This window comes from Pseudomonas sp. BJP69 (assembly GCF_007633355.1).
Taxonomy (GTDB): Bacteria; Pseudomonadota; Gammaproteobacteria; order Pseudomonadales; family Pseudomonadaceae; genus Aquipseudomonas; species Aquipseudomonas juntendi.
On sequence record NZ_CP041933.1, the window covers coordinates 1773128 to 1787083 of the forward strand.

Annotated in this window: 16 protein-coding genes; 3 read left to right on the forward strand and 13 right to left on the reverse strand. The window is 62.7% G+C overall.

The annotated features are described in order from the left end of the window. Positions 1-98: 98 nt before the first annotated feature. The 10 genes from FPB55_RS08300 to ccoN (FPB55_RS08350) all read right to left on the reverse strand — a co-directional run bounded on the left by FPB55_RS08300 (position 99) and on the right by ccoN (FPB55_RS08350) (position 9220). Entirely contained in the window at positions 99-623 is a 525-nt protein-coding gene (locus FPB55_RS08300) for a FixH family protein (protein WP_144187953.1), read from the reverse strand. A gap of 15 nt (positions 624-638) precedes the next feature. Further along, positions 639-2054 (reverse strand): cytochrome c oxidase accessory protein CcoG, encoded by a 1416-nt coding sequence (gene ccoG / locus FPB55_RS08305; RefSeq protein WP_054881976.1) that lies wholly within the window; start codon positions 2052-2054, stop codon positions 639-641. Between the two features lie 308 nt (positions 2055-2362). After that, a complete protein-coding gene (ccoP, locus tag FPB55_RS08310) occupies positions 2363-3340 on the reverse strand; it encodes a cytochrome-c oxidase, cbb3-type subunit III (RefSeq protein ID WP_029885690.1) in 978 nt (325 codons plus the stop codon). Then, complete coding sequence (locus tag FPB55_RS08315) at positions 3337-3528, reverse strand: CcoQ/FixQ family Cbb3-type cytochrome c oxidase assembly chaperone (RefSeq protein ID WP_009683899.1); 192 nt, start codon at positions 3526-3528, stop codon at positions 3337-3339. The genes ccoP (FPB55_RS08310) and FPB55_RS08315 overlap by 4 nt, the downstream gene beginning before the upstream one ends. A gap of 5 nt (positions 3529-3533) precedes the next feature. Further along, complete coding sequence (gene ccoO / locus FPB55_RS08320) at positions 3534-4142, reverse strand: cytochrome-c oxidase, cbb3-type subunit II (RefSeq protein ID WP_009683898.1); 609 nt, start codon at positions 4140-4142, stop codon at positions 3534-3536. After that, the gene (gene ccoN, locus FPB55_RS08325; RefSeq protein ID WP_029885689.1) at positions 4142-5584 is read right to left on the reverse strand and encodes a cytochrome-c oxidase, cbb3-type subunit I; all 1443 of its coding nucleotides are present in this window, start codon (positions 5582-5584) and stop codon (positions 4142-4144) included. Before ccoN (FPB55_RS08325) ends, ccoO (FPB55_RS08320) begins: the two co-directional genes overlap by 1 nt. A 451-nt stretch (positions 5585-6035) precedes the next feature. Continuing rightward, positions 6036-6977 carry a cytochrome-c oxidase, cbb3-type subunit III gene (ccoP, locus tag FPB55_RS08335; RefSeq protein WP_009683896.1) on the reverse strand — a complete coding sequence of 314 codons (942 nt, stop codon included), beginning with the start codon at positions 6975-6977 and terminating at the stop codon, positions 6036-6038. Further along, positions 6974-7168, reverse strand: coding sequence for a cbb3-type cytochrome c oxidase subunit 3 (locus tag FPB55_RS08340; protein ID WP_009683895.1), 195 nt, complete (start codon positions 7166-7168; stop codon positions 6974-6976). The genes ccoP (FPB55_RS08335) and FPB55_RS08340 overlap by 4 nt, the downstream gene beginning before the upstream one ends. Positions 7169-7173: 5 nt before the next feature. Next, positions 7174-7782, reverse strand: a complete 609-nt coding sequence (gene ccoO / locus FPB55_RS08345) for a cytochrome-c oxidase, cbb3-type subunit II (protein ID WP_009683894.1) — start codon at positions 7780-7782, stop codon at positions 7174-7176. Positions 7783-7795: 13 nt separating this feature from the next. Continuing rightward, on the reverse strand, positions 7796-9220 hold the full coding sequence (ccoN, locus tag FPB55_RS08350; RefSeq protein WP_029885688.1) for a cytochrome-c oxidase, cbb3-type subunit I: 1425 nt from the start codon (positions 9218-9220) through the stop codon (positions 7796-7798). Between the two features lie 50 nt (positions 9221-9270). Here ccoN (FPB55_RS08350) and FPB55_RS08355 point away from each other — a divergent pair, with 50 nt between their 5' ends. Then, entirely contained in the window at positions 9271-9972 is a 702-nt protein-coding gene (locus tag FPB55_RS08355) for an alpha/beta family hydrolase (RefSeq protein WP_054890392.1), read from the forward strand. Positions 9973-10106: 134 nt separating this feature from the next. Here FPB55_RS08355 and FPB55_RS08360 read toward each other — a convergent pair whose 3' ends face one another. Then, complete coding sequence (locus FPB55_RS08360; protein ID WP_009684816.1) at positions 10107-10391, reverse strand: pyrimidine/purine nucleoside phosphorylase; 285 nt, start codon at positions 10389-10391, stop codon at positions 10107-10109. Positions 10392-10464: 73 nt separating this feature from the next. Continuing rightward, a complete protein-coding gene (locus FPB55_RS08365; RefSeq protein ID WP_054890391.1) occupies positions 10465-11016 on the reverse strand; it encodes an exonuclease domain-containing protein in 552 nt (183 codons plus the stop codon). A gap of 185 nt (positions 11017-11201) precedes the next feature. On the opposite strand from FPB55_RS08365, the gene FPB55_RS08370 reads away from it, so the two are divergent. Together FPB55_RS08370 and FPB55_RS08375 are read left to right on the forward strand one after the other, a co-directional pair. After that, positions 11202-12011, forward strand: coding sequence for a transporter substrate-binding domain-containing protein (locus tag FPB55_RS08370; RefSeq protein ID WP_009684814.1), 810 nt, complete (start codon positions 11202-11204; stop codon positions 12009-12011). Between the two features lie 62 nt (positions 12012-12073). Continuing rightward, complete coding sequence (locus tag FPB55_RS08375) at positions 12074-13087, forward strand: GNAT family N-acetyltransferase (RefSeq protein ID WP_125855256.1); 1014 nt, start codon at positions 12074-12076, stop codon at positions 13085-13087. Positions 13088-13288: 201 nt separating this feature from the next. Here the strand turns inward: FPB55_RS08375 and FPB55_RS08380 are convergent, their stop codons facing one another. After that, positions 13289-13819, reverse strand: a complete 531-nt coding sequence (locus FPB55_RS08380; RefSeq protein ID WP_009684812.1) for an RNA polymerase factor sigma-70 — start codon at positions 13817-13819, stop codon at positions 13289-13291. Positions 13820-13956 lie beyond the last annotated feature (137 nt).

Here is a 13956-nt window from a genome sequence, read left to right on the forward strand (position 1 = left end):
TGTGTCGCGAAAGGGGCGCAAAGCGGCCCCACGATCTTAGCTTCGCAGCATAGGTTGCAGGGGCTGCTGCGCAGCCCTTTCGCGACACAAGGCCGCTCCTACAGGTGCTCGGCGCCTTGGATGGCTTCATCACCTAGCTGCAAGGTCACGCCATGCTCGACCTTCTCCTCCTCGAACAGCCGCCACACCTGGCCACCTTCACTGCCCAGCAGCTCAACGAAACGCCGCCCGTCAACCTTGTCTTGCAGCTGCCCCACGTAACGCCCGGCCTCGACCCGGCTCAGCAGCACCTTGCGGTCCTTTTCCGGCTGGGTGGGCGATATCAGGTTCAGTTCCAGGTTCTGCGGGTTGCTGTTGCCGGCCAGGCGCAGGTCCACTTCGCCGGTCAGTTCATCCAGGTGCACACTGGCCTGGAGGCGCAGCGTCTGTGCCAGCAGTTCGCGGTCCAGTGAGCGGTTGATGCCCTTGCCCGCCTCGTAGTAATTGTCGTTCACCAGGTTGTCCGGGTTGTTCACGGCGATGCTGACCATGCTCAGGCTCAGGCACACCGAGGTGGTGAGGATCGCAATGATGATCCAGGGCCAGAGGTGCTTGTACCAAGGGTCGGCGGCGGTGGCAGGCATTGTGGGTTATCTCTCTTAGCGGATCTGTGGGCCGATGAAGCGGCTCTTGGCTTCAACCTGCGCGCTGCTGTCGTCGGCGCTTTTGAGGATGAAGGTGATTTCGTTGGTGGTCGATGGCAGTTTTTCCGGCGCCACCGACAGCTGCACCGGCAGGCTGACGATATCCCCGGCGGCCACGCGGATCTCGCGTTGGCCTTCGAGCGTGAGGTCTGGCAGGCCAGTGGCGTCCAGCACATACACATGGTCACGCTGGTCCTTGTTCATGACCTTCAGGCTGTACACGTTCTCGATCCGGCCCTGGGCATTTTCGCGGTACAGCACACGGTCCTTGCTGACGTCGAAACCGACCAGCGAGCGGGTGGCGAAGGCCGTGGCCAGGCCGATGATCATCACCAGCAGCACCAGCGCGTAGCCGATCAGGCGGGGCCGCAGCAGGTGGGTTTTCTGCCCGGAGAGGTTGTGCTCGGTGGTGTAGCTGATCAGCCCTTTGGGGTAGTTCATCTTGTCCATGATGCCGTCGCAGGCATCGATGCAGGCGGCGCAGCCGATGCATTCGATCTGCAGGCCGTCGCGGATGTCGATGCCGGTCGGGCAGACCTGCACGCACAAGGTGCAGTCAATGCAGTCACCCAGGCCTTGGGCCTTGTAATCCGCGCCTTTCTTGCGCGGGCCCCGGGTTTCGCCGCGGCGCGGGTCATAGGAGACGATCAGTGTGTCCTTGTCGAACATCACGCTCTGGAAGCGGGCGTAGGGGCACATGTACACACACACCTGCTCGCGCAGCCAACCGGCGTTGCCGTAGGTGGCGAGGGTGAAGAAGCCAACCCAGAAATAGGCCCAGCCATCGGCCTGGCCGGTGAAGAACTCGATCACCAGTTCACGGATCGGCGAGAAGTAGCCAACGAAGGTCATGCCGGTGACGAAGCCGATCAGCAGCCACAGGCTGTGCTTGCTGAACTTGCGCAGGAACTTGTTGGCGCTCATGGGCGCCTTGTCCAGTTTGATGCGCTGGTTGCGGTCGCCCTCGGTGACCTTTTCGCACCACATGAAGATCCACGTCCATACGCTTTGCGGGCAGGTGTAGCCACACCAGACCCGGCCTGCGAACACGGTGATGAAGAACAGGCCGAAGGCGGCGACGATGAGGATGCCTGACAGCAGGATGAAGTCCTGCGGCCAGATGGTGGCACCGAAGATATAGAACTTGCGCTCGGGCAGGTTCCACCACACCGCCTGGTGGCCACCCCAGTTCAGCCATACTGTGCCGAAGTACAGCAGGAACAGCGCGGCACCGCCAACCATGCGCAAACGCCGGAACAGGCCGGTGAAGGCGCGGGTATAGATTTTTTCGCGGGACGCGTAGAGGTCGACGGAGTCCTTCCCTTTCGTGGCAGGCGGGGTTACATCATGTACCGGAATTTGCTTGCTCATCATCAAGTCCCACGGCAGTGGAAAAATGCCGCGGCCAGTGCGTGCCGGCCGCAGTCTCGCGCAATCTGCTAGCGCTCTGCGGTTCATGATACGCCGCTGTGGGCGGCCCGGGGTCGCACTGCGACCTTTAGTCGCGTTGGGTTCGCGGTGTGAATCGTGTTATGGCGGGTGTCAATTGATCCAGGTCATCAGCCTGCGAGAAATGCTTGGTTGTGCCGGCCTTTTCGCGGGCTTGCCCGCTCCCACAGGTCCCTCATCAGCCTCGAGGCTGTGGGAGCGGGCGAGCCCGCGAAGAGGCCGGGCCTGCCTTACTCGGCCTTGGCCGGCTCAGCCTGGTGCGACAGGCTGTACACATAAGCCGCCAGCAAGTGCACCTTGTCGTTACCCTGCAGCTGTTCCTGGGCCGGCATCTGCCCCTGGCGGCCATAGCGGATGGTCTGCTGCAACTGGGCAAAGCTGGAGCCGTAGATGAACGCCTGCGGGTGGGTCAGGTTCGGTGCCCCCATGGCTGGCGTGCCTTTGCCTTCCGGCCCGTGGCAGGCCACGCAGTTGGCGGCGAAGATCTTCTGCCCATTCTGCACATCGGCCTTGACCCCTTGCGGCAGGGTACGGCCATCGAGCTTGCTGACCACGAATGCCGCGACGTCAGCCACACCTTGGTCACCGATCACTTCGGCCCATGCCGGCATCACACCGTGGCGGCCGCCCATGATGGTGGCCTTGATGGTTTCCGGCTCGCCGCCCCAGCGCCAGTCATTGTCGGTCAGGTTGGGGAAACCGAAGGCACCCTTGGCGTCGGAGCCATGGCACACCGAGCAATTGGAGGCGAACAGGCGTGCGCCCATTTTCAGCGCCTGCGGGTCTTTGGCCACCTCCTCGATAGGCATGGCGGCGAACTTGGCGTAGATCGGGCCGAAGCGTGCCTGGGCCTTGGCCATTTCCTTTTCCCACTCGTGCACGCCGGTCCAGCCCTGCTGGCCGTTGGAAAACTCGGTCTGTTTGTCGTTGTCCAGGTAGGCATAACCCGGCAGCATGCCTTTCCAGTTGCCCAGCCCTGGGTACAGCACCAGGTAGCCGAGGGCGAAGACGATGGTGCCGACGAACAGCCAGAACCACCATTTCGGCAGTGGGTTGTCGTACTCCTCGATACCATCGAAGGCGTGCCCGACGGTTTCGTCGGTCACCTCTTCGCGCTGGCCCTTGCGGGTCGACAGCAGCAGCCAGGTCAACGAGAAGATGGTGCCCAGGGTCAGGACGGTAACGTACAGACTCCAGAAGGTTGTCATTGTTGTTTGCTCCCAGAAGCTTTTGCTTGCTCGACGTGCCGTTTGGCCTCGGGGTCATCGGCGAAGGGCAGTTGGGTGGCTTCGTCGAAGTCCTTCTTGCGCCGTGGGTTGAACACCCACAGCGCCAGGCCCACGAACGCCACCATCACCACGACGGTACCCAGGCCGCGAATCATCCCGATATCCATCAGCGTCACCGTTTGCTCTTGATGATGGTGCCAAGACCCTGCAGGTACGCCACGAGGGCGTCCATTTCGGTCTTGCCCTTGACCGCGTCACGGGCGCCGGCAATGTCGGCGTCGGTGTACGGTGTGCCGAGTGTGCGCAGCACCTCCATCTTCTTCGCGGTGTCCTTGCCGTCGAGCGTGTTCTCGACCAGCCAGGGGTAGGCCGGCATCTTCGATTCCGGCACCACGTTGCGCGGGTTGTACAGGTGCGCGCGGTGCCAGTCATCGGAGTAGCGGCCACCGACCCGTGCCAGATCCGGCCCGGTGCGTTTGGAGCCCCACAGGAACGGGTGGTCCCACACGCTCTCGCCGGCGACCGAGTAGTGCCCGTAGCGCTCGGTTTCGGCGCGGAACGGGCGGATCATCTGCGAGTGGCAGCCCACGCAACCTTCGCGGATATAGATGTCGCGGCCTTCCAGCTCCAGGGCGGTACGCGGCTTCATGCCCTCGACCGGCTTGTTGGTGACGTCCTGGAAAAACAGCGGGACGATCTGGGTCAGGCCACCGACGCTTACCGCGATGACCATGAAGAAGGCCAGCAGGCCAATGTTCTTCTCGACGGCTTCATGCTTCATCAGTGCGCTCCCACAACGACGATCTTGGCGGCTTCTTCAGCCTGTGCCGGGTTGGCGGCACGCACGGTACGCAACACGTTGTAGGCCATCAGCAGCATGCCGCTGGCGAAGAACGCACCGCCCAGGGCACGCACGATGTAGCCCGGGTGGCTGGCTTGCAGTGCCTCGACGAACGAGTAGGTGAGGGTGCCGTCATCGTTGATGGCACGCCACATCAGGCCCTGGGTGATGCCGTTGACCCACATCGAGGCGATGTACAGCACGGTGCCGATGGTGGCCAGCCAGAAGTGCGCGTTGATCAGGCCAACGCTGTGCATCTGCACGCGGCCATACAGGCGCGGGATCATGTGGTACACGGCGCCGATCGAAATCATGGCGACCCAGCCGAGGGCGCCTGCGTGCACGTGGCCGATGGTCCAGTCGGTGTAGTGCGACAGCGAGTTGACGGTCTTGATGGCCATCATCGGGCCTTCGAAGGTGGACATGCCGTAGAACGCCAGCGACACCACCAGAAAGCGCAGGATCGGGTCGGTACGCAGTTTGTGCCAGGCGCCCGACAGGGTCATCATGCCGTTGATCATGCCGCCCCAGCTTGGCGCCAGAAGGATGATCGACATCACCATACCCAGCGACTGCGCCCAGTCGGGCAGGGCGGTGTAGTGCAGGTGGTGCGGGCCGGCCCAGATGTACAGGGTGATCAGCGCCCAGAAGTGCACGATCGACAGGCGGTACGAGTAGATCGGCCGCTCGGCCTGCTTGGGCACGAAGTAGTACATCATGCCCAGGAAGCCGGTGGTCAGGAAAAAGCCCACGGCGTTGTGCCCGTACCACCACTGGATCATCGCATCGGTGGCGCCGGAGTAGGCCGAGTACGACTTGAACAGGCTGACCGGCAGGGAGATGTGGTTGACGATGTGCAGCATCGCGGTGACCACGATGAAAGCACCGTAGAACCAGTTGCCGACATAGATATGCTTGGTCTTGCGCTTGACGATGGTGCCGAAGAACACCACCCCGTAGGTGACCCAGACAATGGCCAGCAGAATCGCCAGTGGCCACTCAAGCTCGGCGTATTCCTTGGTGGTGGTGTAGCCCATCGGCAGGGTGATCAGCGCCCCGACGATCACCGCCTGCCAGCCCCAGAAGGTGAAGGCGGCCAGGCTGTCGGAAATCAGCCGCGTCTGGCAGGTGCGCTGCACCACGTAGTAGCTGGTGCCGAACAGCGCGCAGCCGCCGAAGGCGAAGATCACCAGGTTGGTGTGCAGCGGACGCAAGCGGCCGAAGCTGGTCCAGGGCAGGTCCAGGTTCAGTTGTGGCCACACCAGCTGCGAGGCGATGAAGACGCCGAGGCCCATGCCAAGGATCCCCCAGACCACCGTCATGATGGCGAACTGGCGGACGACCTTATAGTTATAAGCAGTCGGACTGATTGCTGTGCTCATTCTAAGGTTCCACGGTTTTGATGTTCTTGTTGGTTGAAAAATCGGCGCCAGTATTGATAACCCTCCGGGTTACCGCAACGCAACTTTGGTACGCCGACCCGTGTCCGGGCCCGTTCACTGATGTCCCGCAGCGCTCGGGTCAGGTGGATTGTACACAAATAAATATTTGTAATGTGTACCGTTTTTCACCTTTTTCTGATCGATTGGTCAAGCTTTTTTTGGGGCGGCCACTGGCCAGGCGCGGCGTCTGCGCCGGTGCTTTCGTAGGATGCCCACTGTGGCAACAAGCTTAGTTCTGTTCGGAGGGGGTGCAAGGGAGGGAGTAGGGCGGGGGAGCGCTGGGGCTGCTCTGCAGCCCTTTCGCGACACAAGGCCGCGCCTACAGAAAAAATGCGATCTCCTGTAGGAGCGGCCTTACGTCGCGATGGGCCGCAAAGCGGCCCCGGGGGTATTACTTGGAGGTCACAGTTTCAGCCGCGCCATCCTGCGACAGGCTGTACACATACGCCGCCAACAGGTGCACTTTGTCATTACCCTGAATCTCGGCCTGCGCCGGCATCTGCCCTTGGCGACCGTAGCGGATGGTCTGTTGCAGCTGGGCAAAGCTCGACCCATAGATGAACGCCTGTGGGTGGGTCAGGTCGGGCGCGCCCATGGCCGGGGTGCCTTTGCCTTCCGGCCCGTGGCAGGCCACGCAGTTGCCGGCGAAGATCTCCTTGCCCTTGGCCGGGTCGGCCTTGGCGCCTTCCGGCAGTTTACGGCCGTCCATGCTGGTCAGCACGAACGCGGCGACGTCGGCCACGCCCTGCTCGCCAATCACCTCGGCCCAGGCCGGCATCACACCATGGCGGCCGTTCATGATCGACGCCTTGATGGTCTGCGCATCACCGCCCCAGCGCCAGTCCTTGTCGGTGAGGTTGGGGAAGCCGAACGCGCCCTTGGCGTCCGAGCCATGGCAGACCGAACAGTTGGAGGCGAACAGGCGCCCGCCCATTTTCAACGCCTGCGGGTCCTTGGCTACTTCCTCCACCGGCATGGCGGCGTACTTGGCGAAGATCGGCCCGAAGCGGGCGTCGGCCTTGTCCATTTCCTTTTGCCATTCGTTGGCGCCGGTCCAGCCATTTTCATAACCCGGCAGAATGCCTTTCCAGTTGCCCAGGCCCGGGTAAAGGATCAGGTAGCCGACCGCGAACACCAGGGTGCCGACGAACAGCCAGAACCACCACTTGGGCAAGGGGTTGTCGTACTCCTCGATGCCGTCGAAGCTGTGGCCCATAGTCTGGTCGGTGGGGTTGTGGCTCTGGCCCTTGCGGGTGGCGAGCAACAGCCAGGTCAGGCCAATCAGGCTCCCGATGGTCAGTACGCTGATATACGTACTCCAGAAGGTGGTCATTGCCCGTTACTCCTTTTTGCAGCAGGTTCCTGCCCGGCAGCGGGCAGGCGGTCGTCGACGAAGGGCAGCAAGCGCGCCTCGGCGAAATCACGGTCGCGACGGCGGTTGAATACCCACAGGGAGAGGCCGATGAAGGCGACCATCACCACCAGGGTGCCGAGGCCGCGAATCATGCCGGTGTCCATTTCCATCGCAATCACCTCTTGTTCTTGATCGCGGTGCCAAGCACCTGCAGGTAGGCCACCAGCGCGTCCATCTCGGTCTTGCCCTTGACCGCGTCGCGGGCACCGGCGATGTCGTCGTCGGTGTAGGGCACGCCGAGGGTACGCAGGGTGCGCATCTTCACGTCGGTGTGGCTGTTGTCCACCTGTTGGGCGACCAGCCAGGGGTACGCCGGCATCTTCGATTCCGGTACCACGTTGCGCGGGTTGTACAGGTGCGCGCGGTGCCAGTCGTCCGAGTAGCGGCCGCCGACCCGGGCCAGGTCCGGGCCGGTACGCTTGGAGCCCCACAGGAACGGGTGGTCCCACACGCTCTCGCCAGCGACCGAGTAGTGGCCGTAGCGCTCGGTTTCGGCGCGGAATGGGCGGATCATCTGCGAATGGCAGCCTACGCAGCCTTCGCGGATGTAGATGTCGCGGCCTTCGAGCTGCAGCGCGGTGTAAGGCTTCATGCCTTCGACCGGCTTGTTGGTGACGTCCTGGAAGAACAGCGGCACGATCTGGGTCAGGCCGCCGATACTGACGGCCAACACCATCAGCAGGGCCAGCAGGCCAACGTTTTTCTCGATGACTTCATGTTTCATCAGGCAGGTCTCCTCAAGCCAGCTGGGCGTTCGCAGGGGCAGCATCAAGCGCCGGCGAACGCACGGTGCGCCAGGTATTCCAGGCCATCAGGAACATGCCGCTGAGGAAGATCGCACCGCCGACGAAGCGCACGATGAAGCCTGGGTGGCTGGCCACCAGGGTTTCCACGAACGAGTAGGTGAGCGTGCCGTCGCTGTTCACTGCGCGCCACATCAGGCCCTGGGCAATGCCGTTGACCCACATCGAGGCGATGTACAGTACGGTGCCGATGGTGGCCAGCCAGAAATGCGCGTTGATCAGGCCGATGCTGTACATGCGTTCCTTGCCGAACACTTTCGGGATGGTGTGGTACAGCGCGCCGATCGAGATCATCGCGACCCAGCCGAGGGCACCAGCGTGCACGTGGCCGATGGTCCAGTCGGTGTAGTGGGAAAGGGCGTTGACCGTCTTGATGGCCATCATCGGGCCTTCGAAGGTGGACATGCCGTAGAACGCCAGCGACACCACCAAAAAGCGCAGGATCGGGTCGCTGCGCAGTTTGTGCCAGGCCCCCGACAGGGTCATCATGCCGTTGATCATGCCACCCCAGCTCGGTGCCAGCAGGATCAGCGACATCACCATGCCCAGCGATTGCGCCCAGTCAGGCAGGGCGGTGTAGTGCAGGTGGTGCGGGCCGGCCCAGATGTACAGGGTAATCAGCGCCCAGAAGTGCACGATCGACAGGCGGTAGGAATACACCGGGCGTTCGGCCTGCTTGGGCACGTAGTAGTACATCATCCCCAGGAAGCCCGCGGTCAGGAAGAAGCCCACCGCGTTGTGGCCATACCACCACTGCACCATGGCGTCGGTGGCACCGGCATAGACCGAGTACGACTTGGTCAGGCTGACCGGCAGTTCCAGGTTGTTGACGATGTGCAGCATGGCCACCGTCAGGATGAACGCGCCGAAGAACCAGTTGCCCACGTAGATGTGCTTGGTGTTGCGCTTGATCAGCGTGCCGAAGAACACGATGGCGTAGCAGACCCAGACGATGGTGATCAGGATGTCGATCGGCCATTCCAGCTCGGCGTATTCCTTGGAGCTGGTGTAGCCCAATGGCAGGCTGATGGCCGCCAGCAGGATCACCAGCTGCCAGCCCCAGAAGGTGAACGCGGCCAGGCCGGGTGCGAACAGGGTGGTCTGGCAGGTGCGTTGCACCGAATAATAGGACGTGGCGAACAGCGCGCAGCCGCCGAAGGCGAAGATCACCGCATTGGTGTGCAGTGGGCGCAGGCGGCCGAAGCTGGTCCAGGGGAGGTCGAAGTTGAGGGCAGGCCAGGCAAGCTGGGCGGCGATGAAAACGCCGAGCCCCATCCCGACGATTCCCCACACCACCGTCATGATGGCGAATTGGCGGACCACCTTGTAGTTATAGGCGGTACTGCTGGTTGTGTTCATGTATGGGTTCCCATCCACGGTTATTTGGCAGGCTTTACAGCGAGGCAAGCATGATTAATGGGCAAAGTGCCGGTATTGACGGGGATCAATGGGCGAAGGTCGGAAATGTCCCAGGCTTGCGCTGCGATCTTGCGCAGGTCGAGGGCGGGGAGGGTTACAAGGGCTGCCTGATCCTGGCCCATGGTGCCGGTGCGCCGATGGACAGCGGGTTCATGGACGAAATGGCGCAAAGGCTTGCGGCACTTGGGGTAGCGGTGCTGCGCTTCGAGTTCCCGTACATGGCCGAGCGCCGGGTTGGCGGTGGCAAGCGGCCGCCGAACCCGCAGAAGGTATTGCTGGAAAGCTGGCGCGAGGTGTACCGGCAGGTGCGACCTTTGGTCGCGGGCAAGCTGGCGGTGGGTGGCAAGTCGATGGGCGGGCGCATGGCCAGCCTGCTGGCCGACGAACTGGGCGCCGATGCGCTGGTGTGCCTGGGCTACCCGTTCTACGCGGTGGGCAAACCCGAGAAGCCGCGCGTGGAGCACCTGGCCGGGTTGAAAACCCCGACGTTGATCGTGCAGGGCGAGCGCGATGCGCTGGGTAACCGGGAGGCGGTGGCAGGGTATGCGTTGTCGCCGGCGATCGAGGTGAGCTGGCTAGTGGCGGCGGACCATGACCTGAAGCCGTTGAAGGCTTCGGGGTTCAGCCATGAGCAGCATTTGCAGGCGGCTGCGCAGCGAGTTGCCAGCTTTTTGGCAGGCATACGCTTGTAGGAGCGGCCTTGTGTCGCGAAAGGGCCGCGCAGCGGCCCCGGCAATTCACGCGGCGAAGCTAAAAACTGGGGCTGCTTCGCAGCCCTTTCGCGACACAAGGCCGCTCCTACAACGAGCGTGCCAATAGCGAACAATTAATCGCGGTACTCGCACAGGTAAGCGGTGTCTACCTTCACCTGCAGCTGGAACTTGCTGTCAGCCGGTACATTGAACGTGTCGCCCGCCTTGAAGGTTTCCCAGTTGTCGCTGCCTGGCAGCTTGACGATCAACGCACCCGACACCACGTGCATGATTTCACGCTTGGCGGTGCCGAACTCGTATTCGCCCGGGGCCATCACGCCGACAGTGGCCGGGCCTTCTTCGCCCGTGAAGGCGATCGACTTGACGGTGCCGTTGAAGTACTCGTTGACCTGGAACATGGGCGTCTCCTGAAAAAGGGGAGGAAAAAGGGCTGGCCAGTATGCCCAAGCCCAATGGCCTCGTCATCTGCTTTCAGGGCCCGTCGGCGGGCAGGCTCAAGGGCAGCAGCCGCGCTGTGTTGCGCGCATCTTCCAGGGCCCGGTGCTGCTGCCCGCAGAAGTGCATGCCAGCCAGTTGCAGGGCGCCGTTCAGGCCGGCAGGGCGCTGCAGGTGGCGGGCCTTGGCAAAGCGTTGCTTGAGGTTGATGTGCGCCAGCGTGCGCAGCAGGCTGTCCAGGCCGTGCAGGTGCCATTCCTGGTGCAGTTGCTGGCGGTCGTAGTCGCCCCAACTGACCCAGGCCTGCAACTGTTCACGATGCTGCCCTAGCCAGTGCTCGAAGCTGGCCCATACCTCGCGAAACGGCGCGGCCGCATCGACGTCGGTCTGGCTGATGTGGGTCAGCTCGCGACAGAACGGGGTCAGCTGCGGGCGCCGCCGCGGGCGCACGAAACGCTGGAAGTGGTCGACCTCACGGCCTTCGCGGGTGACCAGGCTCGCGCCGATTTCAATGACTTCCATCTCCGTGACCGGCCACCCACCCTCATCGGTGGTGGCCTCCAGGTCGATCACCAACCAATGGCCCATACCAGGCTCCCTTGCAGATCCTGCTAGAGCGTAGCCAAACTCGGCGCATCCGGCACCTCGTGGCATTTTGCCGCCCGTTTTGTCACCGCCAATGGCGTATCGAGGGGCACGAAAGCCGGAGGCAGCAGTTGTGCCGCCCCGGTAAAACGCCTAGCTTAAGCGGACCCAGGCATGAACCGTGATGAATGTCCGCCTTTACCCTTGCGCCCGGCCTGAAGGCCTTGTCCACCCTCATGTTGCTGGCTGTGTACTGGTTGGCCGTACCGGCATGCGCGGCAGGTGCCATCGAGGTGAAAGTCGGTGCCGCGCATTTCCCGCCGTATACGGTGCGCCCCGAGCAGGGCGCCGATATCGGCTTGTTGCCGCAGTTGGTCGCTGCGCTCAACCGTGCCCAGCAGCGCTACCGCTTCGTATTGGTGCCCACTTCCATCCAGCGGCGTTTCAGTGACTTGCAGCAGGGCCGTACCGATATGGCCATTTTCGAGAACCCGCAGTGGGGCTGGGAGCAGATCCCCCATCAACAGGTGGACATGGGCCTGGAAGATGCCGAAGTGTTCGTGGCCCGCCAGGTGGACGGGCGCGCCCCGCATTACTTCGATGACCTGAAGGGCAAGCGCCTGGCCCTGTTCAACGGCTATCACTATGCGTTCGCCGGTTTCAACGCCGACCCGCGCTACCTGCGCAAGGCCTACAATGCGACGTTGACCTATTCGCACGACAGCAACCTGCTGATGGTGCAGGCGGGCCGCGCCGACATTGCCCTGGTCACGCGCTCCTACCTCAGTGACTTCCTGGCACGTAACCCGTCCAGCCGTGCGCAACTGGTTGCATCGCAGCGCATCGATCAGGTTTACCACCACTACGCGCTGCTGCGGCCCGCCGCGCCCATTGGCGAGCGGTCGTTCGCTGAACTGTTGAGAGGTTTGCGTGATAGCGGTGAACTGGCGCGCATTTTCCAGCCTTACCGCATCGCCGTCAGTGCGCCCGAGGACTAAATTGCCGCCGCGTGGCATCGTTCTCGACAGTGAGCCCTTTGTTCATTTCGCGAGACCCACCCATGCCCTTCGATGCCGCTTCGCAGCCACAGTCACCGCCACGTTGGCGCAGCCTCAGTGCCGAGGAGGGGGCCAACAGGCTGAGCCTGACCCTGGAGGGCCGCCCGCTGGCGCAGGTGCGCCTGCAGGCGGGTCCAACCTTGCAGGTACACCTTGAGCAGCTGTGCCCCGAGCGCCCTTATCAAGCCTTGTGGGCGGCCTGCTATTGGCTGTTGTCCCGTGACAGTGCCTGCCAGCGCCTGGCCTGGCACCTGCCCGAGGTGGTGCCGCAGGCATTGGCCAGCGGCCTGCTGCTGGTGGGCGATGTGCCTGGGCAGTACCTGTGCGAGCGCGCGCTGTTCTGGCAATTGCCGCAGCCCTGGCTGGGTGAGGCGCTGGCTGCACCCTACCCGCAGCAGATGCAGATCAGCAACGGCAAGCGCCACCCGCGGCGGGCGCCCAAGCCCCGTGGCGAGGTCTATCGGCGCTTCGATGCGCGGCTGGGTAGCTGGGTGTCACTGCGCACCCTGGACATCGAGCATGACCTGGAGCGCTTCAACCGCTGGCAGAACGACCCGCGCGTGGAGGCGTTCTGGCAGGAAAGCGGCACGCTTGCCCAGCACCGCGCGTACCTGGCCAAGCTGGAGGCCGACCCGCATACCCTGACGTTGATTGGCTGCTTCGACGATCAGCCATTTGCCTATTTCGAGGTTTACTGGGCCAAGGAGGATCGCATTGCACCGTTCTACCCGGCTGATGACTACGACCGCGGCATCCACATGCTGGTCGGGGAGCAGAGCCATCGTGGGCCCCACAAGGTCGCTAGCTGGCTATCGGCGCTGGTGCATTACCTGTTCCTGGATGACCCGCGTACCCAGCGGGTGGTCGCCGAGCCGCGTGCCGACAATGGCAAGATGATCGGCTACATGCACGACCAGTGCTTCCATTGCGAGAAGGAGTTCGACTTCCCGCACAAGCGCGCGGCGCTGATGATTCTGGGGCGGGAGCGGTTCTTCGATCGTTGCAGGCTCGCCTGATGGCCAGAGCGGCAAGCGGCAAGCTGCAAGCTGCAAGCTACAAGCTACAAGCAAAAGCCGATCGCGTTCTGCTTTGGCTTTTTCTTTTAACTTGAAGCTTGAAGCTTGAAGCTTGAAGCTTGCAGCTTGCAGCTTGCAGCTTGCAGCTTGCAGCTTGCAGCTTGCAGCTTGCAGCTTGCAGCTTGCAGCTTGCAGCTAGGGTCAGCCCTGCCGGTTGGCGGTCTTGCGGCAATGCACCAGGGCATCGCGGATCATGAAGTTGACCAAGGTCGGCGACACGCCCAGTTCCTTGGCGATGTCCTTCTGCGGTACGCCATGCAGGCGGTACATCTCGAACGCATAGCGGGTGCGCTGGGGCAACTGGTTCAGCGCTTCGGCTATATCGTCCAGCGCGGCCAGGTTGATGTGGGTGGCTTCGGGCGAGGCGTTCTGGATGACCACATTCAGGCCTTCCTCTTCGCTGCCGGAGTATCTCAGCTCCATCGCCTGCTTGCGGTAATGGTCGATCGCCAGATTGCGCACGATCTGGAACAGGTAGCTCAGCTGCGCCTTGAACGACGAGGTTATCTGCGGAGCGGCGCTGAGCCGGAAGAAGGCGTCCTGCACCACATCTTCGGCACGCGAGCGGCAGCCGGTAATGCGCGCTGCAATCTTGACCAGAATGCTGCGGTTGTCTACGAAGGCCTGCAGTAATGGTGAATCGCACTTACTTGTGGATAGTTGTTCCGCCATGGAAATCACCTTGTCACAAAGGGGGAGGACGCACCCGGGGCAGGGAAGCTTCCTACGACGTGCGACAAGCTATTCACAATGATAATGATTGTCAAATGCGAAATGTAATTGGTATCAGGGTTTTTCGATTTTTGCGA

Excerpts from the sequence above, each read along its gene's own strand:
- FPB55_RS08300 (WP_144187953.1), bottom strand. The coding sequence starts at position 623 with ATGCCTGCCACCGCCGCCGACCCTTGGTACAAGCACCTCTGGCCCTGG.
- ccoG (WP_054881976.1), bottom strand. The coding sequence starts at position 2,054 with ATGAGCAAGCAAATTCCGGTACATGATGTAACCCCGCCTGCCACGAAA.
- ccoP (WP_029885690.1), bottom strand. The coding sequence starts at position 3,340 with ATGACAACCTTCTGGAGTCTGTACGTTACCGTCCTGACCCTGGGCACC.
- FPB55_RS08315 (WP_009683899.1), bottom strand. The coding sequence starts at position 3,528 with ATGGATATCGGGATGATTCGCGGCCTGGGTACCGTCGTGGTGATGGTG.
- ccoO (WP_009683898.1), bottom strand. The coding sequence starts at position 4,142 with ATGAAGCATGAAGCCGTCGAGAAGAACATTGGCCTGCTGGCCTTCTTC.
- ccoN (WP_029885689.1), bottom strand. The coding sequence starts at position 5,584 with ATGAGCACAGCAATCAGTCCGACTGCTTATAACTATAAGGTCGTCCGC.
- ccoP (WP_009683896.1), bottom strand. The coding sequence starts at position 6,977 with ATGACCACCTTCTGGAGTACGTATATCAGCGTACTGACCATCGGGAGC.
- FPB55_RS08340 (WP_009683895.1), bottom strand. The coding sequence starts at position 7,168 with ATGGAAATGGACACCGGCATGATTCGCGGCCTCGGCACCCTGGTGGTG.
- ccoO (WP_009683894.1), bottom strand. The coding sequence starts at position 7,782 with ATGAAACATGAAGTCATCGAGAAAAACGTTGGCCTGCTGGCCCTGCTG.
- ccoN (WP_029885688.1), bottom strand. The coding sequence starts at position 9,220 with ATGAACACAACCAGCAGTACCGCCTATAACTACAAGGTGGTCCGCCAA.
- FPB55_RS08355 (WP_054890392.1), top strand. The coding sequence starts at position 9,271 with ATGATTAATGGGCAAAGTGCCGGTATTGACGGGGATCAATGGGCGAAG.
- FPB55_RS08360 (WP_009684816.1), bottom strand. The coding sequence starts at position 10,391 with ATGTTCCAGGTCAACGAGTACTTCAACGGCACCGTCAAGTCGATCGCC.
- FPB55_RS08365 (WP_054890391.1), bottom strand. The coding sequence starts at position 11,016 with ATGGGCCATTGGTTGGTGATCGACCTGGAGGCCACCACCGATGAGGGT.
- FPB55_RS08370 (WP_009684814.1), top strand. The coding sequence starts at position 11,202 with ATGTCCGCCTTTACCCTTGCGCCCGGCCTGAAGGCCTTGTCCACCCTC.
- FPB55_RS08375 (WP_125855256.1), top strand. The coding sequence starts at position 12,074 with ATGCCCTTCGATGCCGCTTCGCAGCCACAGTCACCGCCACGTTGGCGC.
- FPB55_RS08380 (WP_009684812.1), bottom strand. The coding sequence starts at position 13,819 with ATGGCGGAACAACTATCCACAAGTAAGTGCGATTCACCATTACTGCAG.